General features: G+C 68.4%; 24 protein-coding genes. 6 read left to right on the top strand and 18 right to left on the bottom strand.

All coding sequences use genetic code 11. From position 1 onward, the window contains the following. Positions 1 to 65 precede the first annotated feature (65 nt). The 12 genes from AC1RTO_RS09110 to AC1RTO_RS09055 all read right to left on the bottom strand — a co-directional run bounded on the left by AC1RTO_RS09110 (position 66) and on the right by AC1RTO_RS09055 (position 12528). Positions 66 to 2864, bottom strand: coding sequence for a DUF3857 domain-containing protein (locus AC1RTO_RS09110; RefSeq protein ID WP_493160552.1), 2799 nt, complete (start codon positions 2862 to 2864; stop codon positions 66 to 68). A gap of 83 nt (positions 2865 to 2947) precedes the next feature. Then, a complete protein-coding gene (uvrC, locus tag AC1RTO_RS09105) occupies positions 2948 to 4870 on the bottom strand; it encodes an excinuclease ABC subunit UvrC (protein ID WP_493160551.1) in 1923 nt (640 codons plus the stop codon). Between the two features lie 67 nt (positions 4871 to 4937). After that, entirely contained in the window at positions 4938 to 5426 is a 489-nt protein-coding gene (locus AC1RTO_RS09100; protein ID WP_493160550.1) for a hypothetical protein, read from the bottom strand. Between the two features lie 74 nt (positions 5427 to 5500). Further along, complete coding sequence (locus tag AC1RTO_RS09095) at positions 5501 to 5821, bottom strand: DMT family transporter (protein WP_493160549.1); 321 nt, start codon at positions 5819 to 5821, stop codon at positions 5501 to 5503. 212 nt (positions 5822 to 6033) lie between these two features. Further along, a complete protein-coding gene (locus AC1RTO_RS09090; RefSeq protein WP_493160548.1) occupies positions 6034 to 6666 on the bottom strand; it encodes a F0F1 ATP synthase subunit B family protein in 633 nt (210 codons plus the stop codon). Continuing rightward, positions 6659 to 7153, bottom strand: a complete 495-nt coding sequence (locus AC1RTO_RS09085) for a F0F1 ATP synthase subunit B family protein (protein ID WP_293874673.1) — start codon at positions 7151 to 7153, stop codon at positions 6659 to 6661. Before AC1RTO_RS09085 ends, AC1RTO_RS09090 begins: the two co-directional genes overlap by 8 nt. A 75-nt stretch (positions 7154 to 7228) precedes the next feature. Beyond that, positions 7229 to 7456: a F0F1 ATP synthase subunit C gene (locus AC1RTO_RS09080; protein ID WP_038662560.1), complete on the bottom strand. Its 228-nt coding sequence runs from the start codon at positions 7454 to 7456 to the stop codon at positions 7229 to 7231. Between the two features lie 46 nt (positions 7457 to 7502). Continuing rightward, positions 7503 to 8294, bottom strand: coding sequence for a F0F1 ATP synthase subunit A (locus tag AC1RTO_RS09075; protein WP_262827498.1), 792 nt, complete (start codon positions 8292 to 8294; stop codon positions 7503 to 7505). A gap of 35 nt (positions 8295 to 8329) precedes the next feature. Continuing rightward, complete coding sequence (locus AC1RTO_RS09070; protein ID WP_293874676.1) at positions 8330 to 8650, bottom strand: AtpZ/AtpI family protein; 321 nt, start codon at positions 8648 to 8650, stop codon at positions 8330 to 8332. Positions 8651 to 8790: 140 nt separating this feature from the next. Then, complete coding sequence (locus AC1RTO_RS09065) at positions 8791 to 9162, bottom strand: YdbL family probable chaperone protein (protein ID WP_493160547.1); 372 nt, start codon at positions 9160 to 9162, stop codon at positions 8791 to 8793. Position 9163: 1 nt separating this feature from the next. Continuing rightward, positions 9164 to 9337 carry a YnbE family lipoprotein gene (locus AC1RTO_RS09060; protein WP_493160832.1) on the bottom strand — a complete coding sequence of 58 codons (174 nt, stop codon included), beginning with the start codon at positions 9335 to 9337 and terminating at the stop codon, positions 9164 to 9166. Between the two features lie 47 nt (positions 9338 to 9384). Next, a complete protein-coding gene (locus AC1RTO_RS09055) occupies positions 9385 to 12528 on the bottom strand; it encodes an intermembrane phospholipid transport YdbH family protein (RefSeq protein WP_493160546.1) in 3144 nt (1047 codons plus the stop codon). A 74-nt stretch (positions 12529 to 12602) separates the two neighbouring features. Between AC1RTO_RS09055 and radC the strand changes: the two genes are divergently transcribed. Further along, positions 12603 to 13319, top strand: coding sequence for a RadC family protein (radC, locus tag AC1RTO_RS09050; RefSeq protein WP_493160545.1), 717 nt, complete (start codon positions 12603 to 12605; stop codon positions 13317 to 13319). 72 nt (positions 13320 to 13391) lie between these two features. On the opposite strand, the gene AC1RTO_RS09045 is transcribed toward radC, so the two are convergent. Continuing rightward, complete coding sequence (locus AC1RTO_RS09045) at positions 13392 to 13871, bottom strand: EF-hand domain-containing protein (RefSeq protein ID WP_493160544.1); 480 nt, start codon at positions 13869 to 13871, stop codon at positions 13392 to 13394. A 214-nt stretch (positions 13872 to 14085) separates the two neighbouring features. Here AC1RTO_RS09045 and purB point away from each other — a divergent pair, with 214 nt between their 5' ends. Next, on the top strand, positions 14086 to 15399 hold the full coding sequence (gene purB, locus AC1RTO_RS09040; protein WP_493160543.1) for an adenylosuccinate lyase: 1314 nt from the start codon (positions 14086 to 14088) through the stop codon (positions 15397 to 15399). A gap of 78 nt (positions 15400 to 15477) precedes the next feature. Here the strand turns inward: purB and AC1RTO_RS09035 are convergent, their stop codons facing one another. The 4 genes from AC1RTO_RS09035 to dnaK form a co-directional block, all read right to left on the bottom strand. Beyond that, entirely contained in the window at positions 15478 to 15996 is a 519-nt protein-coding gene (locus AC1RTO_RS09035; RefSeq protein ID WP_493160542.1) for a thioredoxin family protein, read from the bottom strand. Positions 15997 to 16457: 461 nt separating this feature from the next. Continuing rightward, positions 16458 to 16895, bottom strand: a complete 438-nt coding sequence (locus tag AC1RTO_RS09030) for a TM2 domain-containing protein (protein WP_493160541.1) — start codon at positions 16893 to 16895, stop codon at positions 16458 to 16460. Between the two features lie 145 nt (positions 16896 to 17040). Next, complete coding sequence (gene dnaJ / locus AC1RTO_RS09025) at positions 17041 to 18165, bottom strand: molecular chaperone DnaJ (protein ID WP_293874689.1); 1125 nt, start codon at positions 18163 to 18165, stop codon at positions 17041 to 17043. Positions 18166 to 18298: 133 nt separating this feature from the next. After that, a complete protein-coding gene (gene dnaK / locus AC1RTO_RS09020; protein ID WP_493160540.1) occupies positions 18299 to 20200 on the bottom strand; it encodes a molecular chaperone DnaK in 1902 nt (633 codons plus the stop codon). A 188-nt stretch (positions 20201 to 20388) separates the two neighbouring features. Between dnaK and AC1RTO_RS09015 the strand changes: the two genes are divergently transcribed. From AC1RTO_RS09015 to AC1RTO_RS09005, 3 genes are all read left to right on the top strand, one after another. Then, entirely contained in the window at positions 20389 to 20841 is a 453-nt protein-coding gene (locus AC1RTO_RS09015; RefSeq protein WP_493160539.1) for a copper chaperone PCu(A)C, read from the top strand. A gap of 19 nt (positions 20842 to 20860) precedes the next feature. Next, complete coding sequence (locus AC1RTO_RS09010; RefSeq protein ID WP_493160538.1) at positions 20861 to 21319, top strand: vgr related protein; 459 nt, start codon at positions 20861 to 20863, stop codon at positions 21317 to 21319. 150 nt (positions 21320 to 21469) lie between these two features. Next, positions 21470 to 22174: a methyl-accepting chemotaxis protein gene (locus tag AC1RTO_RS09005; protein WP_493160537.1), complete on the top strand. Its 705-nt coding sequence runs from the start codon at positions 21470 to 21472 to the stop codon at positions 22172 to 22174. A gap of 79 nt (positions 22175 to 22253) precedes the next feature. Here the strand turns inward: AC1RTO_RS09005 and AC1RTO_RS09000 are convergent, their stop codons facing one another. Next, the gene (locus AC1RTO_RS09000; RefSeq protein ID WP_493160536.1) at positions 22254 to 23480 is read right to left on the bottom strand and encodes a threonine synthase; all 1227 of its coding nucleotides are present in this window, start codon (positions 23478 to 23480) and stop codon (positions 22254 to 22256) included. A 129-nt stretch (positions 23481 to 23609) separates the two neighbouring features. Between AC1RTO_RS09000 and AC1RTO_RS08995 the strand changes: the two genes are divergently transcribed. Beyond that, entirely contained in the window at positions 23610 to 23837 is a 228-nt protein-coding gene (locus AC1RTO_RS08995) for a BrnA antitoxin family protein (RefSeq protein WP_493160535.1), read from the top strand. Positions 23838 to 23939: the final 102 nt, after the last annotated feature.

Here is a 23939-nt window from a genome sequence, read left to right as displayed (position 1 = left end):
CGCTCTACAGCGGGTCGGTGAACAAATAGCTAGGCCCTAGGGCCCTCGGCCGATCCCGGCGGCGGTCACGGCACGATGCCGTAGCGCTTGTAGTCGTCGTCGATCCGCGGGCGCATCGCGCGGGCGGCGATCAGGTCGCGCGCCCCCTCCGGCTTGCCCTGCTTGCCGAGGATGATCCCGCGCATGTACAGGCTCGCCGCCTGATCGGGATCGATGTCCAGCGCCGCCCCCAGATCGGCGAGCGCATCGTCCATCCGGTTGAGCCGGTAGAACACCATCGCCCGGCTATCGAGCGCGGCGACCGTCGAATCGCTCAGCTCGATCGACCGCGTGCAATCCTTCAGCGCGGTGTCGAGCGCGACGTTCAGCGTCCCCTTGATCCAGCACCGGTTGTTGAGCATCTGCGGATTGCCGGGGCTCGCCGCCACCGCCTGGTCGCTCGCGAGGATCGCGGCATCCCGGTCGCCGGTTTGCGCCAGCACCTCCGCCTTCAGCGCGATCATCGCCGCCTTGCTCTTGCCGCCGGCGTCGATCCGCGACTGGACGAGGTCGAGCGCCGCATCCTTCTCGCCGCGCTCGGCGCGTAGCAACGCCAGCTGGCGCACGATGACGTCGGACGACGGATCGAGGGCCTGCGCCGCGATCAGGTCGGCCAGCGCCTTGTCCCGGTCGCCGCCCTCCTGATACAATCGTGCGCGCCAGGCGTAACTGCCGACGTCCGGCGTGATCGCGATCGCGCGGCCGATGTCGGCGATCGCCCTGGGCCGGTCGTAGATCTCCTCCCAGAACCATGCGCGGTTGGTATAGGCGGTCGCCTCCCCCGGCGCGTCGGCGACGCCACGATCGTACAGCGCCGTCATCGCGGCGAAACCGCCCGCGCGCTTCACCGCGTCGATCCGCGCGGACTGGCCGGGCAGATCGGCCGGCGCGACGATGGTCAGCAGGCGATTCTTCGCCGCCGCGATCGCGGCGCGGTTGGCCGCGATCTCCGCCGCGGGCAGTTCGATGCCGGTCGAAATGCTGCTGTCGTCCAGCGTCACCACGCCGCCCTCCTGGCGCACGCTGCGGATCAGCGTGACGCCGGCCATCGGCCTGGCGAAGCTCCGGTCGCCCTCCAGCGTATAGCCCTTGCCGCCATCGGGCAGGCGGATGCGCGTCACCGCGCGATAATGCGCGTTGTCGCCGGTCGATACCGGCAGCGCGGCCCAGGCGGTGCGGGTCCGATCGGGCTCGAAGGTCATCTGGCCGATCACCTTGTCGATCACGCTGCGGAACCGCTGGTCGGTGCGCGTCCAGTCTGGATAGGCGACGCCGGTGATCCTGACCGTCGCCGTGCCGGTGACCGGGTCGAAGCCGAGCTTGCGGTCGACGACGGTGGCGTTGCCGACCAGCCCCTCGCTCATCTTGACCGCCATCGCCTTGAGCTCGTCCGTGCTCGCCTGCGCCTGCGCCGCCTGGATCACCTGCGCCAGCCGCCCGCGCAGCGTCACCGTCGCGGTCACCGGCGCGGGCAGGCCGACCCCCGCGGTCTCGTCCAGATCGATCGCCGCCTCGACGTCGGGCCGCGCATGCGGGCGCTTCGGCATCGCGACCAGCGCCGCGCCATCCGCCCGCACCGGCAGCACCCAGCCGAAATTCGGCACGTCGCGCAGATCGGCCAGCCGCGCGCCCGAATCGGTGCCGTCGAGCCACAGCGTCTCGCTCGCGACGGTCGCCTTCACCAGAATATGGTCGAACGCGCCCGGCGTCGGCAACCGCTCCGGCACCAGATCGCCCAGCGTGCTGTTCGCCAGCACCGGTTCGGCCGCGATGTCCAGCGCGCGCAGCAGCGCGAGCAGCATCAGCGTCTTCGCCTTGCAATCGCCATAGCGCAACGCCCAGGTCTGCGCCGGGCTCTGCGGCTGGTAATTGCCCTGATCCATGCCGTTGAACAGATAGCGTACCTGTTCCTGCACCAGCCGCAGCGCCGCCGCGGTCCGCACCATCGGGTCGGCGTCCGCCGCCTTGATCTTCGCCAGCTCCGCCGCCAGCGGGCTGTCCGGCGCGATCACGCCGTCGGTGGCATAGAGCGGCGCCATCACCTTCGACACGCCGGCCCAGTCGGCGAAGCTGGTCGCCTCCAGCACGGTGAGCTTGCGGAATCGCGCCGGAACATCGTTCGGCAGGTCGGGCTGTTTCGCGAGCGGCAGCGGGATCGTGATCTCGCGATAGCCGCCGACGGTCGTCTCCACCGGCCTCGCCGCATCGGCGTAGAAGCGCCAGCGCACCGGGTCGGCGGCCGGCCACAACAGCCGCGTGCGGGCATAACCGATCTTCAGCGGCGCGGCGGGCAGGCCCTGAAAGCCCTGCACCTGCCCCTTCAGCACCGCATCCTTGCGCGTGATCGACGAGGTGACGCGCAGCACGTCGCCGACGCGCAGTCCCTCCACCGCCATCGTCGCGGTCAGCATGCCGTCGAGCTGGCGCTGTTCCAGCTGCCGTTCGCGGCGCAGGACGTCGAACGCCTTGCCCGATTTGAGCAGGTCGATGTGCTCGGCGCCGCGCACGATCTCGGCGCGATGGACGATCAGGTCGCCCGCCGCCGGCTGCCATTGCAGCGTCACCGTGCCCGCCTGCCCCAGCATTTCCGTCGTCGCGATCCGCGAGGCGATGTCGGAATATTGCCAGACCTCGCCGCCCTCCAGCCGCTGCTGGTTGTCGAGCAGCAGCAGGACCGGCGAATCGGGCGTGATCGCCGCGGTATCGATCGCCGGCGCCGGCTTCACCCAGGCGGGTGCGGGCTGATAGACGACCTTGTCCGCGGCATGCGCCGCCCAGCTGGTGGAACCGAACAGCGCCAAAAGCGCGAGCCGCCGCGTCGTCATTTCTACACTGTCCCCCTGTACTGCGACCAGTCTAGCGACCAGCAGTGCAGCGACAATGGAGAAACGGCGGAGATCTGCGGGATTTAGCGCGCGTGATAGAAGTCGTAGACCTGCTGCGCGACCCCCGCCGACACGCCCGGCGCCTTCTTCAGGTCTTCCAGACTGGCGTTGCGCACCGCGCGGCCGGTGCCGAAATGCATCAGCAGCGCCTTCTTGCGGGCCGGACCGATGCCGGGAACTTCGTCCAAGGGACTGGCACCAATGGCTTTCGACCTTTTGTCACGGTGCGCGCCGATCGCGAAGCGGTGCACCTCGTCGCGCAGCCGCTGGAGGTAGAAGAGCACCGGCGCGTTGACCGGCAGCTGGAACTCACGCCCGTCGAGCATGTGGAACACCTCGCGCCCGTCGCGGCCGTGATGCGGCCCCTTGGCGACGCCGACCATGCAGACGTCCTCAATGCCCAGATCCTCCAGCACCGCCTTCGCAGCGTTCAGCTGCGGCTTGCCGCCGTCGATCAGCACCAGGTCGGGCCACGTACCGTCATCGCGATCGGGTGCCTCGTCCAGCTGGCGGGCGAAGCGGCGGCGGAACACCTCGCGCATCATGCCGACGTCGCTATCGGTCGCCGCCTCGTTCCCCTTGATGTTGAACTTGCGATACTGGCCCTTGCGGAACCCCTCCGGCCCGGCGACGACCATCGCGCCGAGCGCATTGGTCCCCTGGATATGGCTGTTGTCATAGACCTCGATCCGGTCAGGCGGCTCGGGCAGGTCGAACAGGTCGGCGACCTCGCGCAGCAGCCGCGCCTGCGTCGTGCTCTCCGCCAGCCGCCGTTCCAGCGCCTCGATCGCGTTGCGCTTCGCCTGCTCCATCAGCCGGCGGCGGTCGCCGCGCTGCGGCACCGACAGCGCCACCTTGTAGCCGGCGCGCTCGCCCAGCGCCTCGCCGAGCAGCGCGCCTTCGTTGAGGTCGCGGTCGAGCAGGATCGTCTTGGGCGGCGGCACCTCCTCGTAGAATTGGGTGAGGAAGCTCGCCAGCACCTCGTCCTCCGGCACCTCGTTGGTATGCTGCGGGAAGAAGCTGCGATGCCCCCAGTTCTGGCCACCGCGGATGAAGAACGCCTGGATGCCCATTGTCCCGTCCTTGCACGCCAGCGCGAAGACGTCGGCATCGCCGACCCCCTCCGCGTTGATCGCCTGCGACCCCTGAACGAAGGTGAGCGCCTTCAGCCGGTCGCGCAGCAGCGCGGCCAGTTCGAAATCCATATTCTCCGCCGCGGCCTGCATCTGCGCGCCGAGCTTCGCCTGCACCTTGGTCGACTTGCCGCCCAAAAAGTCGCGGCAATCGTCGACCAGCTCCTTATACTCGTCCTTGCTCACCCGGCCGACGCAGGGCGCCGAACAGCGCTTGATCTGGTAGAGCAGGCACGGCCGGTCGCGCGTCTTGAAGAAACCGTCGGTGCACGACCGCAGCAGGAACAGCTTCTGCAAGGCATTCAGCGTGTTGTTGACGCTGCCCGCGCTGGCGAACGGGCCGTAGTAATTCCCGGCCGCGCGCCGCGCACCGCGGTGTTTCTGCACCCGCGGGAAATCATGGTCGCCGCGCAACAGGATGAACGGGAACGACTTGTCGTCGCGCAGCAGCACATTGTACGCGGGCCGGTAGCGCTTGATGAGCTGCGCCTCGAGCAGCAGCGCCTCTGCCTCGTTGTTGGTGGTGACGATCGTCATCGACCGGGTCTGCGCGATCATCCGCTGCAGCCGTTTGGTCAGCCCCTTGACCTGCGTGTAATTGGCGACGCGCTGCTTCAGCGACCGCGCCTTGCCCACGTACAGCACGTCGCCCTTGGCATCGTGCATCCGGTAGACGCCGGAGCGCGTCGGCAGCGTTTGCAGCACGTTACGGATCGCGGCGATCCCCGCCTCCAGATCCGGCGTATCGGACCCGCGGACGGTGTAGGTGGCGCGTTCTTCGTTGAATCGATCGGGCGGACCGTAGGACGACATCCCCGCCATGTAGGAGTCGCGGCAGGTGCAGGCTAGGGGCCAGCGTCGCTAACGCTTTGTCGCCGGCTCAGCGCCCGCTCGGCAGCGCCCGCCGCACCTCGACCTTCTTCGGGGGTGGCGGCGCGCTCCCGTCGATCGCCGCCAGATCGGTCGCGACCTTCTCCAGCAGCGCCGCGGACATCTGCCCGCCGCTCAGCGGCGCCAGCTTGCGCAGCGACAGCGCCTTGAACTTCGGCAGATTCTCGTCCTCGCTCAATCCCGGCACGTCACGGTCGAGGATCGCCTTCGCGCGCGGATCGGCGATCAGCGCCGCGATCGGCGTGTCGAGCGAAAAACCGCCGGCCGCGGCGGGCGGAACGATCACCGGCTCGGCCGGCACGGGCGAGGGCGAGATCGAGGGTGGGGGTGAGATCGAGGGCGTGGGCACCGGCTCGGCCGGCACGGCGACGCTGTCGTCCACCGGCAGGTCGAGCGCGAACCGGTCGGCGGCGGTCGCCGCGGCGGAGGGCGATTGCGCCTGACCGCCGATCAGCAACACGGAAAGCAGGATCGACATCGCAATCACCTCGCCCAGCGTCCGCGGGGCGGCGGACGGCCGCCTGTGTAGCACGCCGGTCGCCGCGGGAAAGCTCAGGCTTGCGCGAACATCTTGGTGCCGACGATGCCGATCACGGTCAGCGCCATGAAGCCCGCCTGCACCACGCTCACCCGGTCGCCGAACAGCAGCATGCCGCCGATGATGACGCCGACCGCGCCGCAGCCGGTCCACACCGCATAGGCGGTCCCGGTCGGCAGGCCGCGCATCGCCAGCGCCAGCAGGCCCATGTTCACGAACGACAGGATGATCGGCACGCTCGACGCCTGCCACGTCGCCAGCGTCGCCGCCCATTTCAGGCTCAACGCCCAGCAGATTTCGGTGAACACGGCGACGGCGAGGATGACCCACGACATGGAGCTGACTCCAGAGCGGGCTCGGATGACACTACAGCGCCGGAAACCCGGGAAGAGACGCTGTCAGAAAGACGATCCTCCCCGGCCCGGGGAAGGCGCAGCGCACCGGCGCCGACGAAGGGGAGTTGCGGCAAACGATGCCGCGTGTGGAGAGTTCCCTCCACGCCGGCCCGGCCGGCGACCGTCCTCCCCGTAGCAGGGAGGAACGGGGTTCAGTTCAGCCGGTTCAGGCCCGAGATCGAACGGTCGATCATCGCCTTGTCGGCGCTGGCATCGTGATGCTCGGCGATCAGCACCGCCGCCGCCTTCGCCGCGGTGTCGGCGGCGATCGCGCGGACCTCGGCGATCGCGTTGCGCTCGGCCGCGGCGATCTTGTCCTCGGCGCGTTTGGCGCGGCGGGCCATCAGCTCTTCCGCGTCGTGCTTCGCCTTGGCGATGATCTGGTGGGCTTCCTGCTGCGCATGCTGGCGCATCGTCGCGGCATCGGCCTCGGCGGCCTTCGCCTTCGCCTCATATTCGGCGCGCAGCGCCTCGGCCTGCGCCCGCAGCGCCTTGGCCTCGTCGAGCTGCGCCCGCACGCCGGCGATCTGCTTGTCGAGCGTCGCGGCGATCTTCGCCGGCACCTTGACGATCAGCATGCCGACCAGCACGACCAGCGCGGCGATGCCGACCCAGCCGGTGGTGTTGAAGCCCAGCGCGGTCGCCTCGGCGACATGCTCGGCACCCGGTTCGGACACGTTGGCGGTCAGTTGGCTGCCGTCGCGCACGTCGCGCGGCTGCAGGCTTTCCGACGACGCGGCATCCGCCAGGTTCGCCGCGACGATGTTGCTCGCTGGATTAGCCATGAGCGTTGGTCCTCCGCACCGCGTCCGCGGCGGCATCGATGCCGACGGTCAGGCCCGACACCTTGGTCACCAGCTCCTGCGCCACTTCCGCGGCGACGGTCTGGAGGTTGAGCATCGCATGGGCCTTGGCATTGCCGACCGCGAGGTCGTGGTGCGCCAGCCGCTCGGCGAGTTCCGCATCCGCGGACTTCACCTGGCTCTCGGACGCCTTGGCGGCCTGCACCTTGGCGGCGCTGGTTTCGGCGAGCGCGGCGGCGCGCGCCTCGTCCATCTTCAGGCGCCACGCCGCTTCCACCGTATCGGCGGAGAGGCGGGCCTGTTCGGCCGCGGCGAGGTCGGCCGCGATCTGGCCTTCACGCGCGTCCACGGTCGCGATGACCCGTGGCACCATCATCTTGCCGATCCCGAAATACAGGATGCCGAAGGTGATGAGCAGCCAGAAGATCTGCGAGGCGTAGGTGGCGGCGATCTGCGAAATCTGAGGCATCGAGACCCTTTGGGAAGACCTTGGCGCGATGTTCACGACCATGTGCCGGGCGCGAACGCCCGGCGCAGGCCGATGTCAGGCGACGAACAGCAGGATGATCATCGTCACGAAGGCGAGCAGACCGAGCAGCTCGGCACCGGCGAAACCGATGAACAGGCGGCCCTGCTGGCTGTCCGCGGCGCCCGGATTGCGCAGCGCGCCCTCGAGGAACTTGGCGAACACGTTGCCCACGCCGAGCGAGGCGAGGCCCATGCCGATCGCGGCCAGACCGGCACCGATCATCTTGGCGGCTTCTGCGTCCATTTCAAAACTCCCGTATCAAATTCAGTTGGTTGGAACGTAGGAAAACTCAGTGCAGGTTGACGGCGTCGTTCAGATAGACGCTCGTCAGCAGCGCAAAGACATAGGCCTGGATCGCGGCGACCAGCAGCTCGAGCAGCGTGATGCCGATCATCAGCAGGAAGCTGGGCAGCGACACGAGCAGGCCGTAACCGATGCCGAGGTTCAGGCCGCTGATGACGAATGCCGCCAGCACCTTGAGCAGGATATGCCCCGCGGTCATCGCGACGAACAGTCGCAGGCCGAGGCTAAAGGGGCGCACCAGGAAGCTCATCAGCTCGACGACGAAGATCAGCGGGATCATCAGCGCCGGGGTGCCGTGCGGCACGAACAGGCTGAAGAAGTGGAAGCCGTGCTTGCCGAAGCCGACGATCAGGACGATCGAGAAGCTGATGATCGCCAGCACGCCGGTGACGGTCAGGTGGCTGGTGATCGTGAACGGATGCCAGCCCGGAACGACGCCGACCGGGGTCAGGCCCCAGATGTTGGCGAACAGGATGAACATGAACAGCGAGAAGACATAGGGGACGAAGCGCTTGCCCTGCGGCCCGATGTTCGACGTCAGCATGTTGGAGACGAAGCCGGTAAACCCCTCCACCGCAGCCTGCCAGCGGCCGGGAACCAGCTCGCGCTTCATCCCACCCAGCATGAACAGCCACAAGCTGACAAGCGTGATGACCATCCACAACGCGGAGTTGGTGAACGAGATGTCGTAACCCGCGACGACCCAATGCCGACCGAACAAAGGTTCGATCAGGAACTGGTGCATCGGATCGATCTTGCTGCCCGATTCTGCCGCCACTTGGGCCTTCGCTCCCTGATACGACAAACGCCCGGTTATTCCGGGCGCTCGCCTGCAATCCGAATGATCTGCCTGAACGCGACGGCGATTCCGAGGAACAGCATCACGATCAGTGCCCAGGGCGTCGTGCCGAACCAGCGGTCTATGCACCAGCCGATCAGAGCACTGCCGACGAGGCTTCCGATCAGGGCGGCGAGCACGCGATTGCCGAGCGAGTATCCCGCATCAGCCGTCGGCGCCCCCTGCCCCGTCCGCAACGCTTCCTGATGCCGGGCTTCCTTCAGCCGCTCGTCGAGCGCGGAAAGCCGCGGATCGTCCGCGCTGGTGAAGTCTCGTCCGGTATCCTCGTCCGCCACGCGCCATCCTCGCCTGTATCGTTCAGCCGGGGGAGAAAACGCGTAGGGCGAGCGATCCCGCCAAGGCGAGGTCCGTTTAGGTGGGGGGTGCCGGGGTGTCAACCACCCCGTTCCCGCGCCGCGCGGGGCGGATCAGGGCGTTACTTGCAGCGCCCGTCGAGCTCCGGCGTGCCGCTGTTCTCCTTCCACTGGCCCGACGGCGTCTTGTACATCTCGCCCTGCCCGACCTTGGCCACGAGGTTGCAGCCGCTGGTGAAGGCGAATTGCTCCACCGTCGATCCGCTCGCCTGCGCGCTGGCGGTATAGGCCGCCTTGCGCTTGATGTTGATGTCGCGGACCATCGCCTGCACCGCCGCCCCGCCGCTCACCACGCCCAGATAGCCGTCGGGCTGCTCGCCGACCTGCTTCGCCTCACGCGCGGCGGCATAGGCCGGATCGCGCTGCGCCATCGCCGCGGCGGACAGGCCGGTGAGGGCCACCGCGCCGGCGAACATCATCATGACCGTCTTCATCTTAGAAAATCCCCGGATTCTGCTGGATCAGCGACTTCGCTTCCCCGTCGAGACGATAGACCACTTCCTGCGTGACGCTGATGTTGAGGTTGATCTCGATCGGCTTGTCCGGCGCCGACACGTTGATGCAACCGCCCAACGTCGTCGCCAGCCCGATTCCGGCCATGCCCATCATCCATCCCAAGGTCGTGATTCGTCCCGACATGTTCAATCCTGTTTCGTTCATGGCACCTGTCCGCTTGCGGGGGGCTGAATGAGGGGCGTCGCCTTCTGCCGCTCCAGCAGCGTCGGCAGGTTGCGTTTGATGAGCCGGCTGGGGTCGTAGAAGGACTGCGCCGAATCGAGCAGGCCGCGGAACGGCGCCTTGATGCGGATATTGAACACGAACGGCAGCTTCTGCAGCCGGCGGACGATGAAATTGCTCGTCGCGCCCTCGCCCTGCGACACGCCGGCGAAGCGCACTTCGGTGACCATCTCGCCCGCCAGCGGTCCGTTCATGCCGATCGTCAGGTTGCGATAGCGCAGCGACTTCAGCGCCTGGAAGGCGATATTGCCCCACATCCCCAGGTCCTTCTGCGTCAGGTCGCCGACATAGGCGATCGCCCCGCCGCCCTGCCGCACCGCCAGCCGCCCGTTCTCGATCCGTCCGCCCTCGACATCGAAGATCATCGGCAGCTCGCCGTCGAACACGCCCGTCGCGTCGAGGTTCTTGAAGTCGAACTGGCCAAGGAACTGGCGCGCCTGCACCCCGTCGAGCCGGAACGTCATCCGTCGCGCGCCGGATTCGGCGAAATCGAGCGTCGTCGGCAGCAGCGTCATCGTCCCGCCCGCGAACGGCCAGCGCCCGTTGTCGATCTGCACCCGCTGGTCGGCGAGCAACTGATAGGTGATCGTCCCGTCGGTCACCGCGATGCCGGGGTTGATCGTGCCGATCGTCGCAACCTGCGCCGGCGCGCTTTCCAGCGCCAGCAGGTCGGTGAAGCGCACGCTCGTGGTGATCCCGCTCACCGGCCCGACCGCGGCGGCGAGCGCGGTATCCTTGGTCGCGAACTGCCCGGTCGAGGTGACGCCCTGCGCGGTCCAGCCGATATGCCCCGCGCCGGTCACGCTGCCGCGCACCTCGGCGATGACGCCGACGGTCAGGCGGGTCAGCAGCTCTGGCTGGAACTGTTCGGTGAAGGCGATCCCCGGCACCGCGATATCGGCCGTGCCGCTGCCCGAGGCGAGCGCATGGCCGATGCGGACGTCGGCGACCTTCACGTTCCGCGTCGGTTCGTACAGCGTCCCCGCCGCGGCGATCGCGCCATCGGCAAGGCGGAAGGTGACGTCGCGCACCGCCAGCGCGCGGAAACGCGGGTCGGGCGCGGCATCGTCGACCGTCATCGCCGCGGTCAGCGCGACCACGCCGCCGCGCAGCGACCAGTCGCCCGCCGCTGCGCCGAGCAGCAGCGGCACGTTGGCGATCTGCCCCGATCCGCCCGCGAACGTCCCCGCCACCGCGCCGCCCGCAATCCGTCCGGTCAGCGTGCCGAGGTCGATCCGCGTCACCCGCTCCGGACTGCCGAGCCGCGCCGCGACGCCCTCCAGCACGAAGCCCCGGTCGCCCAGCCGCAGCTGCGCGCCGCTCGCCGCGAGCGTCAGCGGCGTCTGCCCGAGCCGTCCCGTCAGACGGGTCGCCGGCAGGCGCACGCCGCCGCCCAGCCGCCCGTTCGCAAGGGTCACCATCGCCCCCGCCGACGGGCACAGCGTCGTCCGCAACGGATCGAGCGTCAGCCCGGCCACCGCCAGCCGCCCGATCGCCAGCGGTGTGCAGGCCGGATTGGCGATCAGCGTGCCGCGGCCGTTCCAGCGCAGGTCGAGCGGCACCACCAGATCGTCGACGCGCCCGTCGCCCAGCGGTCCCGACAGCCGCGCCTGCGTGACGATCCGCGTCGCGCCGCCCGGCGTCGCCGAGAACGACAGGTCCGCCAGCGCCAGTCGCGCCGATCCGGCGGCATATGGCGCCATCACCCCCTGCCCCCGCACCGGCGCGCCGACCCGCGCCTGCGCCAGCGCCAGCGTCACCGCCGGCAGCCCGCCGCCCGACAGCGCCAGCCGCGTGTCGATGCGGACGCGCGCATCGGGCCAGGCCAGCGCCAGCCCGCTGCCCCCGGCGATGCGCAGCCGAGCGCCGCTCGCCGCGGACAGATCGACCCGCGTCACCCGCACCTGCCCCGCGTCGCCCGCCAGTCGCGCGGTCAGCGCCGCGCTGCCGTCGAACCGCTGCGCTGCCAGTCGCGCCGCCCGCGTCGCCGTCGCAATAAGGGGCCCTACCGGCGTACCCTCGCCGACGCCGCGCTGCTCGAGCGCGGTCAGCAGCGCCGGCGCGACGCTGCCGCCGCCGACGCTCAGGGTGCCGGCGAACAGCTGCTCGGTCCCGATCCGGTAGCGGCCCTGAACGCCCAGCCGCTCGACCCGATTGCCGGATGCGGCACCGCCGGTCGCGCTCAGGTCGATCGCGCCCTCGGTCGTTCTTGCATTGCCCTCGAACCCGATCGTCCCGCGCGCGGTGGCGATCCCCGCCCCGCCCCCGCGCACCGCGCCGGTCGCGACGCGGGCCGACCCGCGCCAGCCGGTCAGCGCGGGGGTCAGCCACGCGTCGAGATCGATCCCGGGCCGCGCGACCCGCACGCCGCCGCAGCCTCCCTGCGCGGCGCGCACCGGCCCGGCGCCATGCGGCGCGGCATCGGCGATCGTCACCCGCACCGCCGCCTGCACCCCGGTGGCGACGCAAGTGCCGCTCGCCAGCCGGTCGCTGACCGCGGCGACCGTGCCGGCGAAGCCGTCGTCGAGCCGCCCCGTCCCGGCCAGCTTGAGCCCGATCACCCCCGCCGGTGTCTCCAGCCGCATCCGTGCATCCGCGACATCGACATGCAGCGCCGGCAGCGCGAACGGCTTGCCCGATGGCGGCGGCATCAATTTGTCGAGTTCGCCGAGCGACAACTGCCCGCCGACCAGCCGCCCACGCAGCCGGACATGCCCGGCGCGCACCCCGACGACGCTGGCGCCGTCCAGCCCGACCCGCGTCTCCGCCTCCAGCCAGTCCGCCACCAGATCGGGCGCCGCAGGATTGCCGATCACCACATTGGTGAGCCGCTGCCGGCCGATCCCCAGATCGGCGACGTCATAGCGGGCGACGACGCCGCGCTTGCGCAATTCGCCGTCGATGACCCGCGTCGCGATCGGCTTGCGCGCGCCCCACACGCCGATCAGCGCGATCAGCACCACCAGCGCGATGGCGAGCGGAACGCGGACGCGACCCAGCCGCGGCCCGCGACGCGGGCGTGCGGGGGGCGTATCGCTCGACTGGTCAACGCCCTCGGCCATTCGCGCTACCATAGCCGGACGCGGCGCCCCGGCGCAATTGCGCCCGCTCTGGACCGGCCCTAGACTTGGGTCCGATGTCGACCTTGCCGCTTTTGCCGGACGCGATCGTGCCGATGCTGCCGGAGGATACCGCCGGGCATCGCGAGCGGCTGCGCGGCCGGCTGCTCGACGGCGGCGGCGATGCGCTGCTCGACCATGAACTGATCGAATATCTGCTGATGCTGGCGATCCCGCGGATCGACACGAAACCGATCGCCAAGGCGCTGCTGCGCGAATTCGGCGGGATCGGCGGTTTGCTGACCGCGGACGCCGCCGCGCTCACCCGCGTGAAGGGGATCAGCGACAAATCCGCCGCCGCGATCAAGATCGCCCATGCCATCGCGATCCGGCTGCTGAAGGCGGAGGTGGCGGAGCGGCCGGTGCTGGCCAACTGGCAGGCGCTGCTCGACTATCTGCGCGCCGACATGGCGCATCACGCGATCGAGCGGTTCCGCGTGCTCCATCTCAACACCCGCAACATGCTGATCCGCGACGAGGTGATGAGCGAAGGGTCGATCGACCAGGCCGCCGTCCACGTCCGCGAGGTGATCCGCCGCGCGATCGACCTCGGCTCGGCGGCGATCATCCTCGTCCACAACCATCCCTCGGGCGATCCCTCCCCCAGCCGCGCCGACATCGCCATCACCCGCACCATCGCCACCGCCGGCGCGGCGATGGGGATCGTGGTGCACGACCATATCATCATGGGCCTCAACGGCCATGTCAGCCTGAAGGCGCAGGGGCTGATCTGATCCGCCCGGGCGGACATGCGACAGGGGCCGCCGGATCGCTCCGACAGCCCCTGTCTCATCTCTTCGCCGGGATCAGGACTGACCCTGGCTCAGGAAGCCGACCAGCTCGGGCTGGGTCACCGACTTGTCCTTGTCCTTGTCCGCCTGCGCAAAGGCCGCGTTGACCCAGGACTTGGTTTCGGCGCTCGTCGCGCTTGCCTTGGGATCGCTCGCCTGCTTCAGCTTGACCATCCAGCTGGCGAACTCGGTCTTTTCGAGCTTGCCGTCCTTGTTGGCGTCATAGGTCGGGAATTCGGTCTGGACGACCGTCGCGACCTGATCGCCGCCCGCGGCGGGCTCCGTCGCGGCGCTCTGCGTCGGGGTGCCGTCGGTCGTCGTCACCGGCGCCGAATCCATCGGCGTCGCCGGCGAGACCTGCGGGTCGACAACCGGCGAACCATCCGGCACCTGCGCCGGAGCAGTCGTCGTCTGCGGTGCAGTATTGGTTTGGGTCTGCGCCAGAGCCGGTGCAGCGATCGTCATCACTCCGGCGAGAAGAGCATATTTCAGCATTGCTTGTCTCCCATCGTTCTTCATGAACCTTGCGACGAACGATTACGCCATCCGCCGCGCTTACTTGAGATGGGGAATGATCTGTTGGTTGCAATGGTTCCGCACCGCCGGGTTTGTGACCGGCCCGCCACGCTGCTACGTCGCCCGCAGAAATCCGCGAGTCGTGCCGAAACGGCCACGACGAGCCGTGCGCCCATCAGGACGAAGGAACATCATGGTCCCCCGCTATTCCCGCCCCGAGATGTCCGCGATCTGGACGCCGGAGAACCGCTTCCGCATCTGGTTCGAGATCGAGGCGCATGCCACCGACGCGCTCGCCGACCTGGGTGTCGTGCCGAAGGAGGCCGCGCAGGCGCTGTGGGCGTGGTGGAACACCGGTCCCGCGATCGACGTCGCCGCGATCGACGCGATCGAGGCGGTCACCAAGCATGACGTCATCGCCTTCCTGACTTGGGTCGCGGACAATGTCGGCGACCAGGCGCGCTTCATGCACCAGGGCATGACCTCGTCCGACGTGCTCGACACCGCGCTCGCGGTGCAGCTCGCCCAGGCATCCGACATCCTGCTCGCCGACCTCGACCGCCTGCTCGCGGTGTTGAAGCGCCGCGCGATCGAGCACAAGATGACGCCGACGATCGGCCGCAGCCACGGCATCCACGCCGAACCCGTCACCTTCGGCCTCAAGCTGGCGCAGGCCTATGCCGAATTCGACCGCTGCAAGACGCGGCTGATCGCCGCGCGTGCCGATATCGCCACCTGCGCGATCTCGGGCGCGGTCGGCACCTTCGCCAACATCGATCCCTCGGTCGAGGAACATGTCGCCGCCAGGCTCGGCCTGTCGGTCGAGCCCGTCTCGACGCAGGTCATCCCGCGCGATCGCCATGCGATGTTCTTCGCGACGCTCGGCGTCATCGCCAGCTCGATCGAGCGGCTCGCGACCGAGGTCCGCCACCTCCAGCGCACCGAAGTGCTTGAGGCCGAGGAGTATTTCTCGCCCGGGCAGAAGGGGTCGTCGGCGATGCCGCACAAGCGCAATCCCGTCCTGACCGAAAACCTCACCGGCCTCGCCCGCATGGTCCGCGGCTATGTGACGCCGGCGCTCGAGAATGTCGCACTGTGGCACGAGCGCGACATCTCGCATTCCTCGGTCGAGCGCTACATCGGCCCCGACGCGACGATCACGCTCGACTTCGCGCTTGCCCGCCTCACCGGCGTGATCGACAAATTGCTCGTCTATCCGGAGCGGATGGACAAGAATCTCAACAAGATGGGCGGCCTCGTCCATTCGCAGCGCGTGCTGCTCGCGCTCACCCAGGCCGGCGTCAGCCGCGAGGATTCCTATCGCCTCGTCCAGCGCAACGCGATGAAGGTGTGGGAATCGGACGGCCAGCTGTCCTTGCTCGACCTGCTCAAGGCCGATCCGGAGGTCACCGCCGCGCTCTCCCCGGACCAGCTCGAGGAGAAGTTCGACCTCGGCTATCACCTCAAGCACGTCGACACGATCTTCGCCCGCGTGTTCGGCGCCTGATCGCGGAAACATTCCCGTGCAGGCGCGGAAACGGTCACGACCGTCTACGCGCCTGCACGTAAAATCAGACGTCGCGCATCACACCCATTGCGCCAGCCAGTCCGCCAGCCCCTGCGGCGACAGCGAGCGGGCGTCCGCCAGCGCCGTCTCGCGCCCGGCATTGACCACGCGGTCGGTCTTCGGATCGACGATCAGCAGCGCCGGCACGCCTGCCAGCCGCCCCTTGATCCCGTAACGCGCGGGGATCGCCAGATTCTTGTCGAACCGGCCGATATCCACCGTCACCACCTCATAATGGCGCCCGATGAAGCGGTGCATCGCCGGCAGGTGCATCACGCCGGCGAGCAGCCGGCAATCGAGGCACCAATTGCCGCCGAGATCGATCAGCAGCTTCCTGTGCCCCTTCAGCGCCCGCGCCTTCGCCGCCGCGACGGCGGCCTCGGCATTGGCGGCGGCATCATAGGGCAGCGGCAAGGGCTGCGGCAGCTGGTCGAAGGTCGCGACCGACACCCGCGGCGCCGCGACCGGTGCGGCGGCGAGCGGGAGCGACGGCAGCGCGATGGCAAGCGCGGCGACGAACGGCATCAGACGGGGCATCACGATCTCCGATTACGATGGTAGGAGTAAAGAGGCGTCCGGCGCGTCTGACAAGCCTCGCCATGCTACGTGATACGGAAGCCCGGCTTGTCCCGCTGCCAGCTTCGTCACGGGCTCGGCTCGCGCCGGTATACACTATGGGACAAGCGAAGACGTCCCGCCGGCTGAACCCCGGCAATGGCGACCTCCTAATGTTACAGTTGCGTGAAACGCATCCACGCATGCAAGCAACAATATTGCGTAAGAACGCAACAATCACCAAATCGCGCTTACCGGATATTCCTCCGGTATCGGAGACCCTCCATGCGCATGTTCGAAACCGCAGCCAGCAGCATGCTGGCGATCGCGGCTCAGGCGCTGGTGGTCGGGGTGATTATCTCCACCTTCTGACCCATCGGCCCGCCCGCCCTTTGCGCCCATCCGGGCAAGGGGCGCGGCTTGGCCGGGTCATCGCCCGACGTTCATGCCTTGCGCGGATAGCGCGCGGCGAATTCGCGTTCGGACATCATGAGATAGCGGATCATGTCGACGAACGCCCATGGCCCGGTCACCAGCAGGCCGACGACGGTGATGGTCATCACCAGCATGGCGATGCCCGATCCCGTCCGCCCCAGATAGAAACGGTGGACGCCGAGCGTGCCGAGCACGAAGGCGAGCGCCGCCGCGACGAACTTGTTGCGATCGTTGACCGGTTCATAGGCCGGGGCCGGCGCCGCGACCTGCCGCGTCCCCGCGATCTCCGGCATCGGAAAGACGCTCAGTGCGCGGTCGCCCTCCGCCTCGAAATCCACCTTGATCCCGATCGCCGGCTCGCCGCGCTGCGCCCAATCCTCGGGCGTGAAGCGATAACGCTGGCCGTCATCGCCCGCGACCAGCCCCTCGCCGGTCCGCGTATCCACACCCAACACCTGTCCGCGCATGCAAGTCCCCCGGTCGTTCGACAGGCCATTGTGACAATCCCGGCCGCCAACGCAAGGTGCCCTAGGGCCGATCGACCGACACGCAGAATCGGCACGATCGGCCGACCGCCGCTGGGGGCCGGGGTCACTCCGCCGCGAACACGCCCTTCAGCTTGGCGAAGAAGCCCTGGCTCGCGGGGCATTCGTCGCCCGTCTCGGTCTCGCGGAACAGTTCGAGCAGTTCGCGCTGGCGCACCGACAGCTTGGTCGGCGTCTCGACGTCGATCTGGATGACCAGATCGCCCTGCCCGCGCCCCTGCAGTACCGGCATGCCCGCGCCGCGCTGGCGCAACTGCTTGCCCGACTGGATGCCTGCCGGAATCTTGATCTCGTGCGTCCGCCCGTCGAGCCCGGGGATCGACAGCGCGCCGCCCAGCGACGCGGTGGTGAAGCTGATCGGCGCGCGCGCGAACAACGTCGTGCCCTCGCGTTCGAACAGCGCATGCCGCGAGACGTGCAGGAAGATATACAGGTCGCCCGCGGGCGCGCCGCGCGGCCCCGCCTCGCCCTCGCCGGACAGGCGGATGCGCGTGCCCTCGTCGACGCCCGGCGGCACCGTCACGCTCAGCGTCTTGGTCTTGTCGATCCGCCCTTCGCCGCGGCAGTCGGTGCAGGGATCGGCGATGATCTCGCCCGCGCCCTGACACACCGGGCAGGCGCGCTCGACCACGAAGAAGCCCTGCTGCGCGCGCACCTTGCCATGGCCGTTGCACTGGCGGCAGGTGGAGGCATGCGTGCCGGGCTTGGCGCCCGATCCGTGGCAGGTGTCGCATTGCGTCGAGACGTCGACGGTGATCTCGGTCTGCTTGCCGTGGAACGCCTCTTCGAGCGTGACCTCCATGTCGTAGCGCAGATCGGCGCCGCGGCGCTGCTGGCCCCGGCCGCCACCGCGACCGCCGCCCATGAATTCGCCGAACACGGATTCGAAAATGTCGGAAAAGCCGCTGAAATCCTGCGCACCGCCGCCGCCACCGCCGCCGTTCTGGAACGCGGCATGGCCGTAGCGATCATAGGCCGCCCGCTTCTGCGGGTCCTTCAGGACGTCATAGGCTTCGCTGATCGCCTTGAAGCGCGACTCGCTGTCCTTGCACCCGGCGTTCTTGTCCGGATGATACTTCATCGCGAGCTTGCGATACGACGACTTCAGCGTCGCGCCGTCCGCGGTGCGCTCGCATTCGAGCAGTTCGTAATAATCGACTGTGGTGCTCATTGCAGACCCTTAAGCCCTCTCCCCTCCGGCGGAGGGTTGGGAAAGGGGCCGTGCCGCACCGAGAACGCCGTCTCTGCGCGGCACAGCCACTCAACCCCGGCCCTCTCCCCAAGAGGGGGAGAGGGAGTTCAGGTTACTTCTGGTCGTCGACTTCCGAGAATTCGGCATCGACCACGTCGTCCTTGGGCGCTTCGCCGCCCGCCTCGCCCGACGGCGACGCCTCGGATTGCGCCTGCTTCTCGTAGATCGCCTGGCCGAGCTTCATCGCCACCTGCGCGAGCGCCTGCGACTTCTCGGTCATCTGGTCGGCATCGCCGGTCTCGACCGCCGCCTTCGCCGCGTCGATCGCCGACTGGATCTCGCCCTTCAGCGATTCGTCGACCTTGTCGCCATTGTCCGCCAGCTGACGCTCGGTGGTGTGGATCAGCGATTCGGCGTTGTTCTTCGCCTCGGCGCCGGCACGACGCTTCTTGTCGTCCTCGGCGAACTTCTCCGCGTCGCGCACCATCTGCTCGATGTCGTTGTCCGAGAGGCCACCCGATGCCTGGATGCGGATCTGCTGCTCCTTGCCGGTGCCCTTGTCCTTGGCCGACACGTTGACGATGCCGTTGGCGTCGATGTCGAACGTGACCTCGATCTGCGGCACGCCGCGCGGCGCCGGCGGAATGCCGACCAGATCGAACTGGCCGAGCATCTTGTTGTCCGCCGCCATCTCGCGCTCGCCCTGGAACACGCGGATCGTCACCGCGCCCTGGTTGTCGTCCGCGGTCGAATAGGTCTGGCTCTTCTTGGTCGGGATCGTCGTGTTGCGATCGATCATCCGGGTGAACACGCCACCCAGCGTCTCGATGCCCAGCGACAGCGGCGTCACGTCGAGCAGCAGCACGTCCTTGACGTCGCCCTGCAGCACGCCCGCCTGGATCGCGGCACCCATCGCGACGACCTCGTCCGGGTTGACGCCGGTGTGCGGCTCCTTGCCGAAGAACGCCTTCACCGCCTCGCGCACCTTGGGCATGCGGGTCATGCCGCCGACCAGCACGACTTCGCTGATCTCGTCGGTCTTGACGCCGGCATCCGCCAGCGCCTTCTTCATCGGCTCGATCGTGCGCTTGATGAGGTCGTCGACCAGCTTTTCCAGATCGGTGCGGGTGATCGTCTTGACGAGGTGCTTCGGACCGTTCTGGTCGGCCGTGATGAACGGCAGGTTGACCTCGGTCGATGCCGCCGACGACAGCTCGATCTTCGCCTTCTCGGCGGCTTCCTTCAGGCGCTGGAGCGCGAGCTTGTCCTTGGCGAGGTCGATGCCCTCGTCCTTCTTGAAGCCCTCGGCGAGATATTCGACCAGCTTGTTGTCGAAATCCTCACCGCCCAGGAAGGTGTCGCCGTTGGTCGCCTTCACCTCGAACACGCCGTCGCCGATCTCGAGGATCGAGACGTCGAACGTGCCGCCGCCCAGATCGTAGACCGCGATCGTCTTGCCGTCCTGCTTTTCGAGGCCATAGGCCAGCGCCGCCGCGGTCGGCTCGTTGATGATGCGCAGCACCTCGAGGCCGGCGATCTGGCCGGCGTCCTTGGTCGCCTGACGCTGTGCGTCGTTGAAGTACGCCGGCACGGTGATGACCGCCTGCGTCACCGTCTCGCCGAGGTACGATTCGGCGGTCTCCTTCATCTTCTGCAGCGTGAAGGCGCTGATCTGCGACGGCGAATAATCCTTGCCGCCCGCCGACACCCAGGCGTCGCCGTTCGCGCCGCGCGCGATCTTGTACGGGACCAGCTCGGTGTCCTTCTTGGTGATCGGATCGTCGAACCGACGGCCGATCAGGCGCTTCACCGCGAAAATGGTGTTGTCGCCATTGGTCACCGCCTGGCGCTTCGCCGGCTGGCCGACCAGTCGCTCGCCGTCCTTGGCGAAGGCGACGATCGACGGCGTGGTGCGCGCGCCTTCCGCATTCTCGATAACCTTGGGCTTGCCGCCCTCCATCACAGCAACGCAGCTGTTGGTGGTGCCGAGGTCGATACCGATAACTTTAGCCATGTGTGCTTGCTTAGCCCCTCACATACGAAATCAATGGCGAAACCGCCAAAACCCATGGAACCTTTGCCCCGTTACGGCAGCGAAGTGTCCGGTGTATGGCCGCGATATAGGTGGGGTTCCGCTTGCCGCAAGACGGTGCGCACCATAGTGGCGTGACTCAAAATGACCCGGTTCGGGAAGGGCGATGCATGATGCGCTGGTGGGTGCGGATGACGGCGGCGGCGCTGCCGATGGGACTGGCGGCCTGTAGCGGCCCCGAGCGGGTCGCGGTCGACGACGCCTGGATTCGGCTGCCCGCGGTCCCCGGCCGCCCGGGCGCCGCCTATTTCACGCTCGAAGGCGGCCCGTCGAACGCGACGCTCATCAACGTCAGCGCCGATATCGCGATCCGGGCGGAGATGCACGAGAGCATGACCGGCGCCGGCGGCATGGCGGGCATGAAGCCGCTCGCCAGCGTCGCGGTGCCGGCGAAGACCGACACCGTCTTCGCCCCCGGGGGCCGCCACGTCATGCTGTTCGACATCAATCCGAAGGCGAAGGTCGGGCGCATCTACAATCTGACGCTCAACTTCGCCAACGGCGCCCGCATCTACGCGCCGGCGATGGCGGTCGGCGCCGCGGACCCGGCGCCGGATTTCTGAGCGTGGCGGCCTGACGATCATGCCCCGGCACGCCCGCCCGCTGACCGACGGCGAACGCGCGCTTGCAGCCACCATGTTCCACGCCGCGATCGACTACGACGCGGTCCGGCTGTCGCTGAGCAAATGGGCGTTCTTCCAGCCGCGCGACACGGTGATGGCGCCGCGCGGCTGCATCCATTTCCACCCGAAGGGAACGGCATGGCGCGACGATTTCGCCGCCGCCGCGCTCACCGACCAAGGGCTCTTCATCCACGAGATGGTGCATATCTGGCAGCACCAGCGCGGCATCTTCCTGCCGCTCGCCCGCCATCCCTGGTGCCGCTACGATTATGCGCTGAAGCCGGGCCAGCCGCTGCATCGCTACGGTATCGAACAGCAGGGCGAGATCGTCCGCCACGCCTTCCTGCTGCGCCACGGTGCCCGCATCCCGGGCGCGCCGCCGCTCGCGCAATATGCCGGACTCCTGCCGTTCGATTAACCATGACCCGGATGCCGCGGGGTTGCCCCGCCGGTCTGACGTTACGGAAACCCCGCCGAAACGGTTTGAACTGCGCGACAGTTACGTTTCGGTCCTATTAACGGATTGCGGTCTAGGGGAGACATCATCTCCTCTCGACCAGGGTCACCGATGCACACCGATTCTCCTGTCCGCCTGGCCCATGTGCTGGACGAGCCCGACCTCGTCGCCGCGCTTTACGATATCTGGTCGCTACTGGAACCGGTCATCGTCGCCGACACCCGCGCCTTCTGCTGCCATCCGCTGGCGCGGATGCTTTATGCCGGCACCGGCCTCACCGCGGCCGAGGTCGTCGCGCAGGAGCTCGATTACACCCGCCGCAAGTTCCTCGGCCCGTTCGATTCGTCTCTCGACGCGCAGATGGTCGGCCGCGGCGCGCGCTTCGTCGCCAACGCCGGCAACGAAGAAGACTATCTCAACGGCCTCACCGACAACTACCACCACCGTAACACACTGTTACGCAACGCCTTGACGGCCGATCCGGTGCGTTATGCGGCGCTGACCAACGCGCTCTACCGCCTCGCGGCGGTCGACATTCGCGCCTTCGCCACCGGGGCTGCCGTGCATCGTCAGGCGCGCGAGGCGCAGGTGCGCCAGAGCCTCGCCGATGCGATGAGCGAGGTGACGCGGATCGTCGCCTCGATCAACGCGATCAGCAGCCAGACCAACCTCGTCGCCCTCAACGCCACGATCGAGGCGGCCCGCGCCAACGAACACGGCCGCGGCTTCGCCGTCGTCGCGCAGGAGGTCAAACGCCTCGCCCAGGCGACCCGCGCCGCGACCGAACAGGCCGCCGCATTGCTCGCCGCCGCCTAGGCGGGCATAGCGGCACGGCGCCTCGACCTCTCCGCGACGGGAGGGATCGTCCGTCCGCGCAGGTCGCCTGTCACCAGCCCTATAGACTGTCGAAATCGATGGGGGCGTGCCGGTCGAGCGTCCGGGGCGCAGCCGGCATCGGGTATTTCAGCCCCGTGGCGCAGTTGAACAGCACGACGCGCTCGTCCTCGTCGACCTCGCCCGTCCTCACCGCCTCGCGATAGGCGGCGAGCGTCGCGCCGCCCTCCGGACACAGCAGCAGCCCGTCCTTGCGCGCGGCATCGTCCACCGCCTGCAGGATCGCGGGATCGCCGACGCCCAGCGCCTTGCCGCCGCTCGCCCGCACCGCGCGCAGGATCAGGAAGTCGCCCACCGCCTTGGGCACGCGGATGCCCGCGGCGACGGTATGCGCATCCTCCCAGCGCTCCGCATGCTCCAGCCCTTCCTCGAACGCGCGCACGATCGGCGCGCAGCCGGACGCCTGCACCGCATACATCCGCGGCCGCTTCGCCCCGATCCAGCCGAGTGCCTCCAGTTCGTCGAACGCCTTCCACATGCCGATCAACCCGGTGCCACCGCCGGTCGGGTAGAAGATCGCATCGGGCAACTCCCAGCCGAACTGCGCGGCCAGCTCCAGCCCCATCGTCTTCTTGCCCTCGATCCGGTACGGCTCCTTGAGCGTCGAGAAATCGAACCAGCGCCCCTCCGCCGCGCCCTTGCCGACGATCGCGCCGCAATCGTCGATCAGGCCGTTGACCCGCCACACCCGCGCACCCTGCATCGCGATCTCGCGGACGTTCACCTCGGGCGTATCCTCCGGGCAGAAGACGATCGTCTCGATCCCCACCCGCGTCGCATAGGCGGCGAGCGCCGCACCGGCATTGCCGTTGGTCGGCATCGCGATCCGGGTGACCCCCAGTTCCTTCGCCATCGCCACCGCCATGACGAGGCCGCGCGCCTTGAAGCTGCCGGTCGGCAACCGCCCCTCGTCCTTGACCAGCACGTTGGGGCTGCCCGCGGCCCGGGGGATCGGGATCAGCGGCGTCTCGATCTCGCCGAGGCTGACGATATTGCCGGTCTGCCGCACCGGCAGCAGTTCGCGCCACCGCCACATGTCCGTCTCGCGCGCGCCGAGCGCATCGCGCGACAGCGCCGCCTTCACCGCCTCCAGATCGTAGCGTACCAGCAACGGCCGCCCCGCGCGCGACAGGCCGTGCAGCCGGTCCGCCTCGTACCGCTCGCCGGTCAGCGAACACTCCAGATGCGTGACGAAGGTCGGGCGATCGGTGGTGAGATTACGGTTCATGCCGCCATCTGTAGCGTTTTCAGCCACATGGCGTCCACTCGCTATCATGGCAGATCGTAGCTACAATCCGCCATCCTCGCACACAGGCGACCGACGGTGCGTTCATGTCAGTGGGAAGGAGCAACGCCGGTGCGCGACGGATCCATGATAGCAAACACGGCCGATCCGAACGGTCCCGGCGTCACGATCGGGGCCTTGGAACCAGCACGTCCGCAACGCCGGCGGGGTGTGCAGCGCGCGCCGACCAAGAAACGGGTGACGCTCCGCCTCGACCCCGAGGTGGTCGACAAATTCCGCGCCACGGGCCGGGGCTGGCAGGCGCGGATCAACGACGCGCTGAGAGCCGCCAAGGTCTAGCGCCGATCGACATGCAGCCCCGACGGCCTGCAAACGGCGGTCTCGCCACATCGTCATCGGAATGTCGACCGGCCCCGGGTTCGACCACGCGCCTCACAAAAA

It is taken from the genome of Sphingomonas sp. GW821-FHT10F09 (assembly GCF_058809195.1).
Note: the sequence above shows the minus strand (reverse complement) of the source record. Positions and strands in the feature narration are given on the sequence as shown.

Bases quoted from the DNA above. Each gene is read 5' to 3' on its own strand.
- AC1RTO_RS09080 (WP_038662560.1), bottom strand. From the start codon at position 7,456: ATGGACGCAGAAGCCGCCAAGATGATCGGTGCCGGTCTGGCCGCGATC.
- AC1RTO_RS09055 (WP_493160546.1), bottom strand. From the start codon at position 12,528: ATGGCCGAGGGCGTTGACCAGTCGAGCGATACGCCCCCCGCACGCCCG.
- dnaJ (WP_293874689.1), bottom strand. From the start codon at position 18,165: ATGAGCACCACAGTCGATTATTACGAACTGCTCGAATGCGAGCGCACC.
- purB (WP_493160543.1), top strand. From the start codon at position 14,086: ATGGTCCCCCGCTATTCCCGCCCCGAGATGTCCGCGATCTGGACGCCG.
- AC1RTO_RS09085 (WP_293874673.1), bottom strand. From the start codon at position 7,153: ATGCCTCAGATTTCGCAGATCGCCGCCACCTACGCCTCGCAGATCTTC.
- AC1RTO_RS09060 (WP_493160832.1), bottom strand. From the start codon at position 9,337: ATGATGGGCATGGCCGGAATCGGGCTGGCGACGACGTTGGGCGGTTGC.
- AC1RTO_RS09110 (WP_493160552.1), bottom strand. From the start codon at position 2,864: ATGACGACGCGGCGGCTCGCGCTTTTGGCGCTGTTCGGTTCCACCAGC.
- AC1RTO_RS09005 (WP_493160537.1), top strand. From the start codon at position 21,470: ATGCACACCGATTCTCCTGTCCGCCTGGCCCATGTGCTGGACGAGCCC.
- uvrC (WP_493160551.1), bottom strand. From the start codon at position 4,870: ATGTCGTCCTACGGTCCGCCCGATCGATTCAACGAAGAACGCGCCACC.
- AC1RTO_RS09045 (WP_493160544.1), bottom strand. From the start codon at position 13,871: ATGCTGAAATATGCTCTTCTCGCCGGAGTGATGACGATCGCTGCACCG.
- AC1RTO_RS09010 (WP_493160538.1), top strand. From the start codon at position 20,861: ATGCCCCGGCACGCCCGCCCGCTGACCGACGGCGAACGCGCGCTTGCA.
- AC1RTO_RS09015 (WP_493160539.1), top strand. From the start codon at position 20,389: ATGATGCGCTGGTGGGTGCGGATGACGGCGGCGGCGCTGCCGATGGGA.
- AC1RTO_RS09035 (WP_493160542.1), bottom strand. From the start codon at position 15,996: ATGCCCCGTCTGATGCCGTTCGTCGCCGCGCTTGCCATCGCGCTGCCG.
- AC1RTO_RS09000 (WP_493160536.1), bottom strand. From the start codon at position 23,480: ATGAACCGTAATCTCACCACCGATCGCCCGACCTTCGTCACGCATCTG.
- radC (WP_493160545.1), top strand. From the start codon at position 12,603: ATGTCGACCTTGCCGCTTTTGCCGGACGCGATCGTGCCGATGCTGCCG.
- dnaK (WP_493160540.1), bottom strand. From the start codon at position 20,200: ATGGCTAAAGTTATCGGTATCGACCTCGGCACCACCAACAGCTGCGTT.
- AC1RTO_RS09090 (WP_493160548.1), bottom strand. From the start codon at position 6,666: ATGGCTAATCCAGCGAGCAACATCGTCGCGGCGAACCTGGCGGATGCC.
- AC1RTO_RS09065 (WP_493160547.1), bottom strand. From the start codon at position 9,162: ATGAAGACGGTCATGATGATGTTCGCCGGCGCGGTGGCCCTCACCGGC.
- AC1RTO_RS09095 (WP_493160549.1), bottom strand. From the start codon at position 5,821: ATGTCGTGGGTCATCCTCGCCGTCGCCGTGTTCACCGAAATCTGCTGG.
- AC1RTO_RS09100 (WP_493160550.1), bottom strand. From the start codon at position 5,426: ATGTCGATCCTGCTTTCCGTGTTGCTGATCGGCGGTCAGGCGCAATCG.